This window comes from Herminiimonas fonticola, assembly GCF_003293745.1.
Classification (GTDB): Bacteria; Pseudomonadota; Gammaproteobacteria; order Burkholderiales; family Burkholderiaceae_D; genus Oxalicibacterium; species Oxalicibacterium fonticola.
Genome location: NZ_PTLZ01000001.1, coordinates 1,454,969 through 1,470,500, shown reverse-complemented (window position 1 = coordinate 1,470,500; position 15,532 = coordinate 1,454,969). Strand labels below are relative to the sequence as shown.

Sequence of the window (15,532 nt, the reverse complement as noted above, 5' to 3'; positions counted from 1 at the left end):
GTTTGGGTGAGACCGGAAAAAATTTAGTTTTGCAGTAGCACTAAACTTTTTCCGGAATCGTCCGATAAAACTTACAACGACGCTGACTATGCAAAATAACGCAAGGCAGACGTTGACAGTGCTTCAGTCAGACTTCCATCGGACTACAACAGGAGAATTATCATGGCAGCAGTCATTAACACCAACACCTCGTCGCTGAATGCACAACGCAATCTGACGACATCCCAGTCTTCCCTTGCAACATCACTGCAACGTTTGTCGTCAGGTCTGCGCATCAACAGCGCAAAAGATGATGCTGCAGGCTTGGCAATTTCCGATCGTATGACCAGCCAAATCAACGGCTTGAATCGTGCAGCACAAAATGCAAACGACGGTATCTCGATGGCACAAACCGCTGAAGGCGGCTTGGGTACAGCATCCGATCTGTTGCAACGTATGCGTACCCTGGCTGTACAGTCAGCCAACGGCACCAACTCAGCATCAGATCGCGCTTCGCTGCAAGAAGAAGTTAGCCAGCTTCAACAAGAGTTGAATCGCGTCGCAAACACAACTCAGTTCAACGGCCAGAACATTCTGGACGGATCGCTGAGCAACGCGCAGTTCCAAGTTGGCGCGAATGCTAACCAAACCATCAACTTTTCGATCAGCAGCGCTCAAGCGACAGCGATCGGCAACAATACCCTGACTGCAGCATCTGCCGGTACGATGGTTAACTCCACTACGGCGGCCGTTGCTTTCGGCAACAATAACGTTGCTGCTGGCACATTGACTATTCAAGGCAATGGGGCCACAAGCGGTGCTTTGACAGTCAATGCTGGGGAATCAGCCAAATCGCTCGCTGATAAAGTTAATGCTTCCTCCGGAGCAACTAACGTAACCGCTTCAGCTCAAACGAAGGCGACTCTGTCGGCTTTTACTGCCGGTACGGTCTCGCTCACATTGCAAGGTGCACCTACATCAACTGGCGCAAATAACCCAGTTACAGTAAGCGCTACACTCGCATCTGCAACCGATGTCAGTGCACTAGCTAAAGCGATCAATGATCAAACCGGCACAACGGGTATTACCGCTATTGCAGACTTGACAAACGGCAAGATTTCTTTGACCCAGTCACAAGGCTACGATATTAAAGTAGCAAACGGTCAAACTTCAACTGGCACTGTAAAGGTTGCTGGTGCCCCGACCACCGACGGCGGTAATTTTACGGACGTCACGCTGGCGATCGGCGACGGCGCTACTGCCACTGCAACTGACTCTACAACCGTTGGCGGCAAAGTTACATTTAACTCGCCAACAGCGTTCACCGCTTCGCAAAGTGCTGCCGGTATCGTTACCGGTGCAGGTGCTGCAACTTTAAGCAGCCAATTGAGCTCCGTCGCGCAGATCGACATCACCACTGTTGCAAACGGTATCCCTAGCGGCGCTAACGATGCTCTGCAAGTAATCGACTCCGCTCTGGCTAACCTGAGCTCGTCACGTGCATCACTCGGTGCGTTGCAAAACCGCTTCACTTCGGTTGTTGCTTCCCTGAGCACCACCAGCGAAAACTTGAGCGCAGCTCGCAGCCGTATCCTGGATGCTGACTTTGCTTCGGAAACAGCTAACCTGACACGTGGTCAGATCCTGCAACAAGCTGGTACCGCAATGTTGGCTCAGGCAAATGCCTTGCCAAACGGCGTACTCGCACTGTTGCGCGGCTAATCACTAGCAGCAGTACGGTAAGGAACGGTTCCCCGGCTGCAATTCAGTAGCCGGGGAATTGTCACAATGGGAGTGAATTATGGATATCGGACAAATCGGTAGTGCTAACAAAGCGACTGTGAGAGTCGACCAATCAGTACCGGTCGCTAATACAGGCCATGCCACTGTCAAAGCGCCAGCTGCTGTCATGACGGCAAATGCCGTACAGCAACCTGATGCAGCAGCAGCAGAAAACCAGGTCGGACAAGCATTACAAAGTATTAACAAGGCATTGCAAAAATTATCGTCGAACCTGGAGTTCACAGTCGACGCAGACAGCAATCGCACCATCGTTAAAGTCATGGATAATCAGACGAAAGAAGTCATTCGCCAGATGCCATCCGTGGAAGCAATCGAAATCTCCAAGGCGCTGGACAAGTTGCAGGGTTTACTCGTTAAGCAAAAAGCTTAAACTTGTTTTAAACAGGAAGGTAAATGCCCTTCTAACCTTCGCTTGCCATCTTCAGTTGCCGTTTATAGTATGGTTTTTCTCTAGCAGGAGAAGCAAATGGCCGTTTCCTCTATCGGCGTTGGCTCCGGTCTACCCCTCGACGATTTATTGACCAATATCATGAAGGCTGAAAGTCAGCCTCTGACATTGATGGCCCAGAAAGAAGCCAGCTATCAGGCCAAGCTGTCTGCTTACGGCAATCTCAAGGGCGCGCTCGCTACATTTCAGACTGCTATGGCAGCATTGGGCAAGAGCTCGACCTTCGAAAATCTGCAAACCAGCATCGCCGACAAAACGATTTTTACCGCAACGGCTACCAGCAAGGCAGCGTCCGGCAACTATCAAGTCAACGTCACACAAATGGCGCAGGCACACAGCATTTCGTCTACAGGTCAAACCAGCAAGACCGCGCTGATAGGCAGCGGCGCTGATACTACCTTGACGTTCCAGTTCGGAACCATCGCTGGCGGCACCCTCACAGATGGTATTTATAGTGGCGGCACGACTTTTACACAGGACGCCAATCAAAAAACCGGTACAGTCGTCATCAAGAATGGTGATAACTCCCTGCAAGGGATACGCGACGCGGTCAATGCTGCGAATATCGGTGTAACCGCAACTCTGGTTTCTGATGGTAGCGCGACGCCTGATCATTTGATCTTCACCTCCAACAAAACAGGTGAAGTATCCAGCATGAAAATTGACGTCGATGGCGATGCAGCTCTGCAAGGCATACTTGCTTATGACCCGGCCGGCACACAAACTCTGAAACAAACCAGCGTTGCGCAAAATACGCAACTAACGGTCAACGGTTTCTTCGTCAACAGTCCAACTAATGAAGTCAAGGAAGCAGTTCAAGGCGTTACCTTGAACGTCATCAAAACCGGCACCACGTCGATGACCCTCGCAAAAGATACTGCTGCGGTTGAGGCTAGCGTCAACAGTTTTGTAAAAGCCTATAACGACCTTACCAAAACTATCAAAAACCTGACTGGCTATAACGCAGATACAAAAGTAGGCGGCTTGCTGGTAGGCGATTCCACCGCACGTACAATTCAAGATCAACTTCGCAATACCTTGTCATCTGCCTTATCAGGTTTGAGTAATAGCAATATGTCGCTGCCTCAAATCGGTGTTGCCTTTCAAAAAGACGGCACTCTCGCTGTAGATTCGGTCAAGCTGAAAAAAGCGATGGACACCAACTACGGTGATATCGCAGGTCTGTTTGCGACAGTCGGTAAAGCGACTGACAGCTTGATCAATTTCACCAGCTCTACTTCTGCAACCAAGGCTGGCAGTTACGATATTAACGTTACCAAGCTGGCGACAAAAGGCAGCGTCACAGGCGACGTTGACCTGAATGCTGCGCCAACCATCATTGCACCAAACACGAAACTCAGCGTCACCATTGATGGCGTCGCCTCCAAAATTGCGCTGACTGAAGGAAGCTACACCTCGGCTCAATTAGCGGCATTAGTTCAATCGGCAATCAATGGCGCTTCCGAAATCTCGGCAGCTGGCTCCAAGGTCACCGCGACTATTGATAGCAATGGTTTCTTGAACTTGCAGTCGGATCGCTATGGATCGGCCTCCAAGGTCATCGTTAACTCGGATAGTGGAACACCTGCATCAGCCTTATTGGGTACAGTATCCACAGGCACAGATGGCGTTGATGTTGAAGGCACCATCGGCGGCGTAGTCGGAACAGGTTCAGGACAAATCCTCAGCGCAGGTAAAGGCTCGGACGCAGTCGGACTCAAAATCGAAATCGTGGGCGGCACATTAGGCAGCCGCGGTCGTATCGATTTCTCGCAAGGTTATGCAGATCGTCTGAATAAATTGACTGACCAATTCATCGGTTCCGACGGTTTGATTACCGGCAGTACCGATAGTTTGAATAGCAGCATTAAACGTATTACTGACGATGCCGATGCATTCAAGCTGCGTCTGGTTGATATAGAAGCGCGCTATCGCAAACAATTCTCGGCACTGGATTCAATGATCGCGAGTATGCAAAGAACGCAGACTTACCTGACCCAGCAACTCGCATCGATCGCTGCCAACAGCAGTTCGAGCTAATAGAACAGTTTCAGGAGAATCCACATGTTTGGATCAGTACAGAGCGGAGCGAACGCCTATGCCAAAGTCGGCATGGAAACCGGCGTCATCGCAGCGAATCCGCACAAGTTAATCGTCATGTTGTTTGAAGGTGCGCAAATCGCACTCAACAACGCATTGCAGCATATGCACGCCGGCAATATCCCGGAAAGAGGCAAAGCCCTTTCGAAGGCGATCGCCATTATCGAGAACGGCCTGCGTGCCAGTCTGGATAAAACAGTAGGCGGACAACTCGTGCTGAATCTGGATGCGCTGTACGAATACATGAACACCCAGTTGTTGTTGGCAAATCTGAATAATCAACCTGAACTCATTCAGGAAGTACAGGCGCTTTTGCATGACATCCAAGGCGCATGGGAAGAAATCGCACCAAAATCTGCAGCATCAACTCCGGTTGCAACATTGGCTGAACAGACCTCGTCTGCCTCCTATGATGCACTCGCACCGACCACACCACGATTAATGAAAGCCTGATCGATGATGAACGAACAAGAAGTCATTTATCTGTACGAAAACGTCGCCACTATCACCGACCAGATGCTGGCTGCTGCACGCGTAGGTGATTGGGAAAAACTGGCAACGCTGGAGTCACGTTGTGCCGACCAGGTCAATATTCTTAAAACCGGCGAATCACCAGTACCATTGACTGGTGTCAGTCGTGAACGCAAGGTTGCTATCATCAAGAAGATCCTCGCTGACGATAAAGAAATCCGCAATATTACCGAGCCGTGGATGAACAAATTGTCGATGATGATCAATAGCACCGGCACCGAACGCAAGCTCAATCGCGCTTATGGTGCAAATCAAACAGGATAAGTAAATGCTGCCACGGGCCGATATCACAGGGACCCGGCCCGTAGTCCTGGTTGAAGCCAGCGCCCCGGTAAATGCACTGGGACATGCCAGACAGGAATCAGTTGACCGGCTGCTCCAACTCACGCTGGGCAAGGAGTATCAGGCGCAGGTTTTATCGCGCCTGACCGATGGCAGCTTCCTGGTCAAAGTCGACGATGCCGTTGCCAGCATGAAGCTGCCGGCAGGTAGCAAAGCCGGCGACACGCTAGACCTCACCTTGCTCGCAACGCAGCCGCGCCCTACGTTCATCCTCGGCAAGGCAGAAGCAGGCGCGACCACTTCCATCAGCAATGCCGGACGTCTGATCGGCAACATGCTGCAACTTGCACAACAAGATGGCATGCCGAGCGCCGTTGTCGGGAAAACCCCGCTCGTCGCGACACCAGGCGCCAGCGCGCCGCAAATAGCCAGCGCCTTGCAAAATGCCGTCGCCTTCAGCGGACTCTTCTACGAATCACACGTCGCACAATGGGCGGCAGGCGAACGATCGGCGAGTGCTTTACTGCTCGAACCTGCGGCAAAACTGAGCAATACAGCACTCGCTCCTGCGGCCAACGGACAAGCCGTACCGGCTGACACTAACGGCAATGATCTTGGCCGCTTGATGTCGAATGTACGTGAATGGGTGGGCGGTGAACGCGCTTTAGCCGATTTATTGCGTACCTCACAGACCAAACAGGCGGATCAGGACAGCACCGTGCCGCTCCTCGGCAAACAACAGGATGTATCGGGTAATGAAGGCGTCAAGCTCATCAGCCTGCAGCTCGACACACTAGAGCAACGCCGCATCATGTGGCAAGGTGAACTCTTTCCCGGCCAGCCACTGGAATGGGAAATTTCCGACGACACGCCTGAACAAAAAACCGATCAGTCCGAACCAGAAAAATCATGGAACAGCACAGTCCGTTTTACGCTGCCCAGCCTGGGATCGGTCTCGGCGACTATCCGTTTGACCGGCGACCATGTGCAAGTACAAGTCAACACCCCCAATGAAGAAACCGCCACCACGCTGAGAAACCACGGCAAGTTATTGGCCGACGCGCTGGACTCTGCCGGCTCCACGCTGGATTCTCTGCTGATCAAGCAAGCGGACGGACGTAATGAATAACTGCAATGGATAACTTCAAGCCGCCACCAAATGCCGTAGCGCTGGCTTATCAGACTGGCGATTCTGCACCACGCATTGTCGCCAAAGGCCGTGGCATGATCGCCGAACAGATCATCGAACGGGCAAAAGAGCACGGCGTCGCGGTTCATGAATCAAAAGAGCTGGTAGCTTTACTCATGCAGGTAGAACTGGATGACCATATTCCTCCTGCACTTTATCGTGCAGTTGCCGAACTTTTAGCGTGGTTATATCGCGTCGAAGCTGCCCAACAGCGCGACGGCAATGTATGATGATCAGTTGAAAAAGTTTGATACCGATACCCTGTACTCTGTTTGAAAAGAATAATGACTCTCGCTAGTGAATACGAAAATGATGATTTGAACCCGTACCGGGTTCGTTCCCGTCGGGAAGTCATCGCCTTGCTGCGCAGCATAGGTGAACGCAATCAGTTGGTCCGGATGCTGATTAATCACGGCCACGACACAATTGTCACTTCAATTCTGAACATTGACGAAACAAATAATACGGTTCTACTGGATTGCGCACCTACCGCCATCATGAACCAGCGCGTCCTCGATAGCGAAAAATTATCTTTCGAAACCGTATTGGAAAATATCCGTATTCTGTTCCACTCGCCTGCAGCGGAGAGCTGCACATATGAAGGTTTGCCTGCCTTCCTAATTCCATTGCCGACCGACGTAGTCCGCTTGCAACGACGCGAGTTCTATCGCGTCCCTACTCCTTTCACTAATCCCGTGTATTGCACGATCCCTGTCAGAACAGAAGATCAGGTTATTCCTGTGGTAGCGACATTGCACAATATCAGCGGCGGTGGACTTTCGATTGTTGATGAGAAAAAGCTGATAGATACAACGCAAGGTCGCATCTATGAAAACTGCCGAATTGATTTGCCAGGCGGCACGGTGACAGTGAGTTTGCAAATCCGCAATCTGCTGGAAGTCACGTTGACCAATGGCAAGGTCATTAATCGAATAGGATGTGCGTTTGTGAATCCATCCAATGGAACATTGGGCGCGGTACAGAAGTACATTACCAAGCTCGAACGAGATCAGAATGCAAAGGCAACCGGGCTGGGTTAAGTAAGTAGCGGAGAGTAATCAGCAGGAACCTGCTGCTAGAGGCACAAGGGTCTTACAAAAGGCGACTACGATACAGCGCAACAGTCGTCTTGAAAAACTGCAAAAACACTATCCCGGCGCTACACCTGCATGTTCATCATTTCCTGATAGGCCGACACCAGCTTGTTGCGTACTTGCACCGTTGCCTGAAAAGAAATACTCGCTTTTTGCATAGAAATCATCACATCCGACAGATTGACACTGTCATCTCCCGACGAAAATCTTTCACCTAATTTGTCCGAGTGGTTTTGCGCGCTGGCCACATTATCAAGTGACGCCTTCAATGCCTGCGAAAAATCCACTTTCGTTGCTGATTTTTCAACTGAAGCAGCACCCATCAGATTAGCCGCGGGCTGCGAGCGGGCCGCCGCAGCCTTGAGCTGAGCGACCATGGCATCTATTGCCGTTGAATCAATTCCACCGACCTTCATCATTTTCTCCATCCGTGCGAGCCGAGCACTATAATTGCTTCAAGGCATCCATCTGGACCCCAGACAGGGATTCCAAGCTACCTCGCCAAGTTATCACGCACGTCAAATTGAATCGGTCTGATAAGGGATAGAAACATTGCTCTATTCCAAAGATTGAATTTCCTCGTAGCCTTGACAATTCATGCTACGGAAAAAAGTTTGAAGAGCGAGAATATCGATGAACAACCCAGTCCAATTTGACGATCGCCGCGCAGGAGCACAATCATGGCAGTAGTCGTAGCAGCTGAAGGCGGCCTTCCCCTAGGCGCAGAATCAAGCGGAAACAGTCCGAGCACCATTCTTGACATGGCGAAGTCGCCTAACGGTCGCAAGATCGTGTTAATGATAGGTATTGCTGCTGTCATTGCAGTCATGATCGGTTTGGTCTTGTGGGGCCAGAAGCCAGAATATCGCGTGCTCTTTTCCAACTTCTCGGATCGTGATGGTGGTGCCATCATGACCTCGCTGCAAGCGGCTAACGTCCCTTACAAATTTGCAGAAGGTGGCGGCGCAATTCTGGTACCTGCCGATAAAGTTCACGAAATCCGCCTGAAACTGGCGGCCGAAGGTTTGCCTAAAGGCGGCAGCGTCGGCTTCGAATTGATGGAAAACCAGAAGCTCGGCGTTTCACAATTCCTTGAGCAAGTGAATTTTCAGCGCGCATTGGAAGGCGAACTCGCTCGTTCCATTCAATCCGTCGGTGCAATACAAGCAGCGCGCGTACATCTCGCCTTGCCTAAAGCATCCGTCTTCGTACGTGACCAGCAAAAACCAACCGCATCGGTATTACTGAATCTGCATCCAGGACGTTTCCTGGATCAGCAACAAGTCAGCGCTATCGTGCATCTGGTCGCCAGCAGCGTACCGGAACTGTCACCAAAGAACGTAACGATCGTTGATCAGGCCGGCAATCTGCTGTCTGAAAACAATAAACCTGCCGGCACCAATACGCTGGATCCATCGCAACTCAAATACGTACAAGAGCTGCAACAAAGTATTACCAAACGCATCGAATCGATCATTACGCCCATCGTCGGTTTGAATAATATTCGTGCGGAAGCCACCGCCGATGTCGACTTCTCAACCAGCGAACAAGCGGCTGAAGTCTACAAACCAAATCAGGTAGCAAACAGCGCCACCGTACGCAGCATGCAAAGCAGCGAATCGTCGAATGGTGGCAACAACGCAACCGGTGTTCCAGGTGCACTGACCAATCAACCGGCACCAGCTGCCACTGCGCCGCTCAACACCACACCACCACCAGCGCCGCCAGGATCAGCGGCTGCAGCAGCAGGCACCCCAGGAGCCGCCGCGGCGACAGCTGCAGCAGGCACAACTGCTACGCCAACACAACGTGATATCACCACCAATTACGAAGTAGACAAAACCGTACGCTACGTTCAGCAACCTATGGGCGGCTTGAAACGTCTGTCCGTCGCAGTGGTCGTCAACTACAAGCGTGTCGTCGGTAAAGACGGCAAAGTCAGCGTTCTGCCATTAAGTGAAGTCGAGAAAACCCAAATCACCGATCTGGTGAAAGAAGCAATGGGCTACAACAAGGATAGAGGCGATACGCTGAATGTGGTCAACAGCCCGTTTGCCGGCGTAGACAAGGCGGAAGCCGCCAAACCTCCACTCTGGGAACGTCCTGAAGTGATAGACATGGGCATACAAGGAGCAAAGTATGTGTTGCTTGGCATCGTACTGTTGATCTTGTACCTTAAAGTATTGAAGCCTATGCTCAAGAAGTTGAACCCACCGCCACTGGTATTGACAGATGAAAGCGGTGAACCGATCAGCAGGGTTCAAGAACTGGAAGAGGAAGTCGGACCGATGGGCGAACAACGCACCTACCAGCAAAATCTGGAAGCTGCCAAAGAACTCGCCAGGAAAGACCCGAAAGTCGTCGCGAATATCGTCAAAGCGTGGGTGGGAAATGAGTGATAACGGCATACATAAAGGCGCGGTCTTGATGCTTGCGCTCGGCGCAAACGAAGCTGCCGAAGTGATGAAGTATCTGGGCCCGCGTGAAGTCCAAAAACTCGGTGCAGCGATGTCGACGATGAAAGCTATCCAGAGCCAGGAACTTATCTCCGTCCTCAGCGAATTCCGCGGTGAAACAGAAAAAAACACTTCGCTCGGCCTCGATTCGGATGAATACATACGCGACGTACTGACCAAGGCATTGGGCGACGACAAGGCCGCTTCCCTACTCAATCGCATACTTGGTGCGCGCGATTCCAGCGGCATTGAAAGTTTGAAATGGATGGATGCACAATCGGTCGCCGATCTGGTGCGCAACGAACATCCGCAAATCATCGCCACCATTCTGGTCCATCTGGAACGTGATCAAGCCAGCGAAGTGCTGGATCACTTTACCGAACGTCTGCGCAATGACTGCGTGTTGCGCATTGCCACACTCGACGGTGTGCAACCAGCCGCCTTGCGCGAACTGAATGAAGTGTTGACCAAACTGTTGACCGGCAATGAAAACCTGAAGAAAAAACCGATGGGCGGCATACGCGCAGCGGCAGAAATTCTCAACTTCTTCAATGGTGAAAACGAAATATCGGTCATGGCCAACCTCAAAGGTTACGACAACGATATGGCGCAAAAAATCATGGACGAAATGTTCGTGTTCGATAACATCATGGATATCGAAGACCGCGGCATTCAGCTGCTGCTGCGCGAAGTTCAGTCCGAGTCGCTGATCATCGCACTCAAGGGTGCAACACCGGAATTGCGCGAAAAATTCTTCAAGAACATGTCGCAACGTGCAGGCGAAATGATGCGCGAAGATCTCGAATCAAAAGGCCCTGTGCGTTTGTCCGAGGTCGAAGCCAATCAAAAAGAAATCCTGCAAATCGTGCGTCGCCTGGCCGACGAAGGTCAGCTGACCATAGGCGGCAAAGCGGAAGATGCTTATGTCTGACGTCATCCCAAAAGAAAAACAATCGGCGTATCAACGCTGGGAAATGACTTCGTTCGGCGAAGAAAAACCGAACGGCGGCAAGACCGGGCAGCACAACAGCGAAGCCAGTATCGCCGCAGAAAAAGCAGCCGCAAATGCTGCCGCGTCAGCACAAATGGCCAACATCGCTGCGATGGCCAAACAGATAGAAGAAGCGCGCGCGCAAGCGCATGCTGAAGGTTATGCAAGCGGGATGGAAGAAGGCCGTGCTGTCGGATTGACCGAAGGACGCGCACTGGCAGAACAGGAAAGACTCAGTTTGCAGCAAATTGCTGAAGCCTTCGGTACCGAGGTTGCGCAGGCTAATGAATTGATCGCGGTTGATATGCTGGACCTGTCGCTGGATCTTGCCAAAGCAATGCTGAAAACTGCATTGAATGTACGTCCGGAATTAATCATTCCCATCGTGCGCGAAGCGATACATTATCTGCCGACTTTGCAGCAACCTACCCTGCTGCATTTGCATCCTGATGATGCGGCTATCGTTACCACGCACATGAACGATGAATTGAATACAGCCGGTTGGCGCATTGTTGAAGATATCCATATGGATAGAGGCGGCTGCCGCGTCGAAACCGTGACGAATCAAATCGACGCAACGACATCGACCCGCTGGCAGCGCATCGCCGCTACTCTCGGCAAAGATGCCGACTGGCTCGTCTAATGTCCTCCACCCCGCCATCCGCAACATCCAAACCGGCCGCGCCCAACAGCAGCCGCTGGCAAGCCTATCTTCGCGATTGCGGCACCTTGCTGGATATCGCCGAACCGATGCTGGTATCCGGCCGCATCACACGCGTTGCCGGTCTGGTGATGGAAGCCGTCGGCTTGAAACTGGCGGTCGGTAGCGCATGCACGATTCCCCTTTCTAACGGCGCGCGCATCGAAGCTGAAGTGGTCGGCTTTGAAAACGACAAACTGTTCCTGATGCCGCAAAGCGATGTCGAAGGCATCGTGCCGGGCACACGCGTCTATCCTATTGAAGTCGTGCAATCGCTGCCACGTCCTGGCGCAGTAAGCCATCCGCGCCGCCGTCCCAGTGATAGAGGTCGTCACCTGCCGGTAGGTATCGAATTGTTGGGACGTGTACTCGATGGCGCTGGCCGGCCGCTCGACAATCTTGGCCCGCTCAATGCTACCCATGCTGCGCCGCTGAACGTGCGTGCAGCCAACCCCTTATCGCGTGCGCCTATCAAGGACATTCTCGACGTCGGCGTGCGTGCAATCAACAGCATGTTGACGGTCGGACGCGGTCAGCGCATGGGCCTGTTCGCAGGTTCCGGCGTCGGTAAAAGCGTATTGCTCGGCATGATGGCGCGCTACACCACTGCGGATGTCATCGTGGTCGGGCTGATCGGCGAACGGGGTCGTGAGGTCAAGGAATTCATCGAACAAATCCTGGGACCAGAAGGTTTGGCGCGCTCGGTCGTGGTTGCCGCACCGGCAGATACGCCACCACTGATGCGACTGCAAGGTGCTGCTTATGCAACTGCAATCGCTGAACATTTCCGCGATGAAGGCAAAGACGTTTTACTGATCATGGATTCGCTGACACGTTACGCCATGGCGCAACGCGAGATTGCTTTGGCGATTGGTGAGCCACCTGCGACCAAAGGTTATCCGCCATCGGTGTTCGCCAAATTGCCAGCCTTGGTGGAACGCGCCGGTAACGGCAAGGAAGGTGGCGGTTCGATCACCGCCTTCTATACAGTACTGACCGAGGGCGATGATCAGCAGGATCCGATTGCCGATGCGGCACGTGCGATTCTGGATGGCCATATCGTGTTGAACCGATCTTTGGCCGAAGCCGGACATTATCCTGCTATCGATATCGAGCAATCGATCAGCCGCGCGATGCACAACATTACAGCGCCGGATCATCAAAAGCAGACCCGTAAACTGAAGCAGCTGACTTCGCGCTACCAGCGCAATCGTGACTTGATCAGCGTAGGCGCTTATAGTGCAGGTTCTGACCCTGTACTGGACGAGGCGATCGCCCTGAACAGCAAAATAGAGTCATTCTTGCAACAGGATATTACTGAACGTAGCGACATAAACGAGAGCTTGGGGCAACTTGCCTCGCTATTCTCGTGATGGAATTTCTCCACCAAAAAATATAATTACCCAAAATGGCCACCTCCTCTGCACTGGACACACTGATAGAACTGGCAACCAAGGAGACTGACGAGGCTGCTGTACGTTTGGGACGCTGCATGAAAGCGGCCGAGGAAACAGAACAAAAGCTGGCCTTGCTGCTGCAATATCGCGACGATTATTCAGCGCGTTTTCAGCAAAACCTGACGACTGGTTTGACTGCAATGGGCTACCGCAATTTTCAGATTTTCATGGACAAGCTGGAACAGGCAATCAGCGGTCAGCAATTGGTAGTGCGGGATGCTCATGCACGTGTAGATCGCGAACGATCGGCATGGCAAGCCAGCGAACGCAAACGCATGTCATACGGAACATTGGCAAATCGGGCTTTGAAAGCCAAGCAACTGGCAGAAAACAAGCGCGACCAAAAACAGACAGACGAACACGCAGCAAGACAGTATCTGTACAAAAGATAAACGACCAAACAGGCGGCAGAATAATGAATACTCCAGCGATCAATAGCCCACTTGCCGTATTGACTCCAGCGGCGAACAACAGCAAGCAGGATGCATCTGCTTCGTCCGAGGCTGGCGCATTCAATCAGGTTCTTACGCGTGAAATCGCCGATCGCAACAATGCTGGCAACACAAATAATGAAGTAAGCAAAAACACACAAAAAGACACGTCAGGCAAAGACGACAAATCGGCAAACGGCACTACTAACAACGCAGGCAATGCAAGCGAAGCGTCTGGCACCACTGATGCTGCCAAAGCTACGGATGACGACAAAGCGGCAGCGCTCGTCGATGGCAAAAAAGAAGATGCCGATGCGATCGTCGCCGGCCCTTCCGCCGAGTTGCTCGCTTTTGTGGCGGCCTTGACGCAAGCCAATACAGCAGTTGCACAAACGCCTGTAACAGATGCTGCTGTTGAAACTGCCGCAAGCGCGAAGATCACCGATATAGATGCCAAGCTGGATACCACGCTCGGCATCGGTACGACTGCAACGACCATCAGCGAAAAAGACGCGATAGGCAAAAAATCTGATTTCGTCGCCGCACTTGATAAAGCAGCGACAGCAGCCGGCGATGGCAGCAAAGCACCAGTCGCAGCTGCGACATCGGCAAAACCCGAAGTCGACCTGGCAGCAGCCGTCGCCATCGCAGTGCCAAAAACAGCTGAAACCGTAGCCAATCCGCAAGCCATCGCCGCCGTCAGCACTGCTGCACTTCAGCAGTTGGCTGAAACAAGCGCCGTACACTCCAATAAACTGGCACCACAAGTCGGCAGCCCGGATTGGAGCCAAGCACTGGGGCAAAAAGTAGTGTGGATGGTTCAGGGTGCGCAACAAACCGCGACCCTGACCTTGAACCCGCCCGATCTCGGCCCTATGCAAGTAACCTTGAACGTCGCCAATAATCAGGCCACCGCAAACTTCACTGCACATCAGCCTGAAGTCCGGCATGCGCTGGAAGCCGCCATGCCGCGTTTGCGCGAGATGCTGAACGACGCCGGCATTCAACTCGGCCAGTCCAACGTTAGTGCCGGTACGCAGAATCAGCAAAACGCCTTCAGCGAACAACGCCAGGGCGGACGCCAATCGGGTCAAAACAGCAATGCAGCTGAACCTGTCGTTCATGTCAGTCACGTGCCTGTTCCGACTGTCGGCAACGGCATTGTCGACACGTTTGCCTGAGTAGTTCCGCCAAGCACGCAAGCCATTTCGCGAAGACTTGGCCTTTCCCATGCAAGTCCCGTGTACCCACAACTCAACTCATCTTGCGAATTTGGCGTTGGATCCGATGACGCACTCGCATACGTCCATCAAAAATCGTATTGTTTTTTCGCACGATGCGGGTGTCTGTCGCAATTAATAATGGTTTAATAGCACCTTAAGCAGGGATCCTGTAATTGGCGACTTTTTGGCCTTACGGTACTCGCGAAAAGAAGCGACCACAGGACGGGAAAGCGTGAATACGACGATATGCGTCATGTTCCCCTCTCTTTTCAATGCATCCTGTGTGTCGTTTTTTTTTAATAATGGTATGCATGAAAAAAAGCATTCCGCACTTGAGGAAAACAGATGGCAACAAAAGCAGCTCCTAAAGCAACCAGCGCGGACGAAGCAAAGCCGAAAAAATCAAAAACACTGATTATCGTGCTTGCTTTGGCTATCCTATTGGCTGGTGGTGGCGCTGGTGCATGGTATTTCATGACTCAAAAAGCGGTAGCACCGGCACATGCTGCAGAAAAAACCGCGGACGCAAAGCCACCTGTGTTTTTGCCCATGGAAGCATTCACCGTCAATCTGCAGGCTGAAAACGGCGAACAGTTTTTGCAAACCAGCGTGACGCTGCAAGTTTCTGATCAGGCTCAAGTTGAGTTAATCAAGTTATATCTGCCGCATGTGCGTAGTCGCATGTTGCTGCTGTTGTCGAGTAAAAAGGCTTCAGAAATCTTGAGCGTCGAAGGCAAGAACAAGTTGTCCGATGAAATTTTAAACATTTTCAAGCAACCGTTTACACCACAAGGACCGACCATCAAGGTAAGCAACGTACTGTTTACCTCATTCGTCGTGCAATAAAC

The 15,532-nt window shown here is 52.0% G+C and carries 16 protein-coding genes; 15 read left to right on the top strand and 1 reads right to left on the bottom strand.

The annotated features are described in order from the left end of the window. Nucleotides 1-162: 162 nt before the first annotated feature. From Hfont_RS07290 to Hfont_RS07255, 8 genes are all read left to right on the top strand, one after another. The gene (locus Hfont_RS07290; protein WP_112991597.1) at nt 163-1,701 is read left to right on the top strand and encodes a flagellin N-terminal helical domain-containing protein; all 1,539 of its coding nucleotides are present in this window, start codon (nt 163-165) and stop codon (nt 1,699-1,701) included. Nucleotides 1,702-1,780: 79 nt separating this feature from the next. Then, entirely contained in the window at nt 1,781-2,152 is a 372-nt protein-coding gene (locus Hfont_RS07285) for a flagellar protein FlaG (protein WP_112991596.1), read from the top strand. A gap of 96 nt (nt 2,153-2,248) precedes the next feature. Further along, the gene (gene fliD, locus Hfont_RS07280; RefSeq protein ID WP_112991595.1) at nt 2,249-4,270 is read left to right on the top strand and encodes a flagellar filament capping protein FliD; all 2,022 of its coding nucleotides are present in this window, start codon (nt 2,249-2,251) and stop codon (nt 4,268-4,270) included. Between the two features lie 24 nt (nt 4,271-4,294). Then, nucleotides 4,295-4,783: a flagellar export chaperone FliS gene (fliS, locus tag Hfont_RS07275; protein WP_112991594.1), complete on the top strand. Its 489-nt coding sequence runs from the start codon at nt 4,295-4,297 to the stop codon at nt 4,781-4,783. A 3-nt stretch (nt 4,784-4,786) separates the two neighbouring features. Continuing rightward, nucleotides 4,787-5,125, top strand: a complete 339-nt coding sequence (locus Hfont_RS07270; RefSeq protein ID WP_421800985.1) for a flagellar protein FliT — start codon at nt 4,787-4,789, stop codon at nt 5,123-5,125. Nucleotides 5,126-5,129: 4 nt separating this feature from the next. Beyond that, nucleotides 5,130-6,272, top strand: coding sequence for a flagellar hook-length control protein FliK (gene fliK, locus Hfont_RS07265; RefSeq protein WP_112991593.1), 1,143 nt, complete (start codon nt 5,130-5,132; stop codon nt 6,270-6,272). 5 nt (nt 6,273-6,277) lie between these two features. After that, on the top strand, nt 6,278-6,562 hold the full coding sequence (locus tag Hfont_RS07260) for an EscU/YscU/HrcU family type III secretion system export apparatus switch protein (protein WP_112991592.1): 285 nt from the start codon (nt 6,278-6,280) through the stop codon (nt 6,560-6,562). 54 nt (nt 6,563-6,616) lie between these two features. Next, on the top strand, nt 6,617-7,372 hold the full coding sequence (locus Hfont_RS07255) for a flagellar brake protein (RefSeq protein WP_112991591.1): 756 nt from the start codon (nt 6,617-6,619) through the stop codon (nt 7,370-7,372). Nucleotides 7,373-7,491: 119 nt separating this feature from the next. Here Hfont_RS07255 and fliE read toward each other — a convergent pair whose 3' ends face one another. Further along, nucleotides 7,492-7,842: a flagellar hook-basal body complex protein FliE gene (gene fliE, locus Hfont_RS07250; RefSeq protein WP_112991590.1), complete on the bottom strand. Its 351-nt coding sequence runs from the start codon at nt 7,840-7,842 to the stop codon at nt 7,492-7,494. A gap of 264 nt (nt 7,843-8,106) precedes the next feature. On the opposite strand from fliE, the gene fliF reads away from it, so the two are divergent. The 7 genes from fliF to fliL all read left to right on the top strand — a co-directional run bounded on the left by fliF (nt 8,107) and on the right by fliL (nt 15,530). After that, the gene (gene fliF, locus Hfont_RS07245) at nt 8,107-9,825 is read left to right on the top strand and encodes a flagellar basal-body MS-ring/collar protein FliF (RefSeq protein WP_112991589.1); all 1,719 of its coding nucleotides are present in this window, start codon (nt 8,107-8,109) and stop codon (nt 9,823-9,825) included. Next, complete coding sequence (fliG, locus tag Hfont_RS07240; RefSeq protein ID WP_112991588.1) at nt 9,818-10,813, top strand: flagellar motor switch protein FliG; 996 nt, start codon at nt 9,818-9,820, stop codon at nt 10,811-10,813. Before fliF ends, fliG begins: the two co-directional genes overlap by 8 nt. Beyond that, nucleotides 10,806-11,516 (top strand): flagellar assembly protein FliH, encoded by a 711-nt coding sequence (gene fliH / locus Hfont_RS07235; protein WP_241523029.1) that lies wholly within the window; start codon nt 10,806-10,808, stop codon nt 11,514-11,516. The genes fliG and fliH overlap by 8 nt, the downstream gene beginning before the upstream one ends. After that, nucleotides 11,516-12,946 carry a flagellar protein export ATPase FliI gene (gene fliI / locus Hfont_RS07230; RefSeq protein ID WP_112991586.1) on the top strand — a complete coding sequence of 477 codons (1,431 nt, stop codon included), beginning with the start codon at nt 11,516-11,518 and terminating at the stop codon, nt 12,944-12,946. Before fliH ends, fliI begins: the two co-directional genes overlap by 1 nt. Before the next feature lie 35 nt (nt 12,947-12,981). Further along, entirely contained in the window at nt 12,982-13,422 is a 441-nt protein-coding gene (fliJ, locus tag Hfont_RS07225; RefSeq protein WP_112991585.1) for a flagellar export protein FliJ, read from the top strand. A 23-nt stretch (nt 13,423-13,445) separates the two neighbouring features. Beyond that, on the top strand, nt 13,446-14,642 hold the full coding sequence (locus tag Hfont_RS07220; RefSeq protein WP_112991584.1) for a flagellar hook-length control protein FliK: 1,197 nt from the start codon (nt 13,446-13,448) through the stop codon (nt 14,640-14,642). Nucleotides 14,643-15,029: 387 nt separating this feature from the next. After that, entirely contained in the window at nt 15,030-15,530 is a 501-nt protein-coding gene (gene fliL / locus Hfont_RS07215; RefSeq protein ID WP_112991583.1) for a flagellar basal body-associated protein FliL, read from the top strand. Nucleotides 15,531-15,532: the final 2 nt, after the last annotated feature.

Excerpts from the sequence above, each read along its gene's own strand:
- fliJ (WP_112991585.1), top strand. The coding sequence starts at position 12,982 with ATGGCCACCTCCTCTGCACTGGACACACTGATAGAACTGGCAACCAAG.
- fliS (WP_112991594.1), top strand. The coding sequence starts at position 4,295 with ATGTTTGGATCAGTACAGAGCGGAGCGAACGCCTATGCCAAAGTCGGC.
- Hfont_RS07255 (WP_112991591.1), top strand. The coding sequence starts at position 6,617 with ATGACTCTCGCTAGTGAATACGAAAATGATGATTTGAACCCGTACCGG.
- fliH (WP_241523029.1), top strand. The coding sequence starts at position 10,806 with ATGTCTGACGTCATCCCAAAAGAAAAACAATCGGCGTATCAACGCTGG.
- Hfont_RS07290 (WP_112991597.1), top strand. The coding sequence starts at position 163 with ATGGCAGCAGTCATTAACACCAACACCTCGTCGCTGAATGCACAACGC.
- fliD (WP_112991595.1), top strand. The coding sequence starts at position 2,249 with ATGGCCGTTTCCTCTATCGGCGTTGGCTCCGGTCTACCCCTCGACGAT.
- Hfont_RS07270 (WP_421800985.1), top strand. The coding sequence starts at position 4,787 with ATGATGAACGAACAAGAAGTCATTTATCTGTACGAAAACGTCGCCACT.
- Hfont_RS07220 (WP_112991584.1), top strand. The coding sequence starts at position 13,446 with ATGAATACTCCAGCGATCAATAGCCCACTTGCCGTATTGACTCCAGCG.
- fliL (WP_112991583.1), top strand. The coding sequence starts at position 15,030 with ATGGCAACAAAAGCAGCTCCTAAAGCAACCAGCGCGGACGAAGCAAAG.
- fliG (WP_112991588.1), top strand. The coding sequence starts at position 9,818 with ATGAGTGATAACGGCATACATAAAGGCGCGGTCTTGATGCTTGCGCTC.
- fliE (WP_112991590.1), bottom strand. The coding sequence starts at position 7,842 with ATGAAGGTCGGTGGAATTGATTCAACGGCAATAGATGCCATGGTCGCT.
- Hfont_RS07285 (WP_112991596.1), top strand. The coding sequence starts at position 1,781 with ATGGATATCGGACAAATCGGTAGTGCTAACAAAGCGACTGTGAGAGTC.
- fliI (WP_112991586.1), top strand. The coding sequence starts at position 11,516 with ATGTCCTCCACCCCGCCATCCGCAACATCCAAACCGGCCGCGCCCAAC.
- fliF (WP_112991589.1), top strand. The coding sequence starts at position 8,107 with ATGGCAGTAGTCGTAGCAGCTGAAGGCGGCCTTCCCCTAGGCGCAGAA.
- fliK (WP_112991593.1), top strand. The coding sequence starts at position 5,130 with ATGCTGCCACGGGCCGATATCACAGGGACCCGGCCCGTAGTCCTGGTT.
- Hfont_RS07260 (WP_112991592.1), top strand. The coding sequence starts at position 6,278 with ATGGATAACTTCAAGCCGCCACCAAATGCCGTAGCGCTGGCTTATCAG.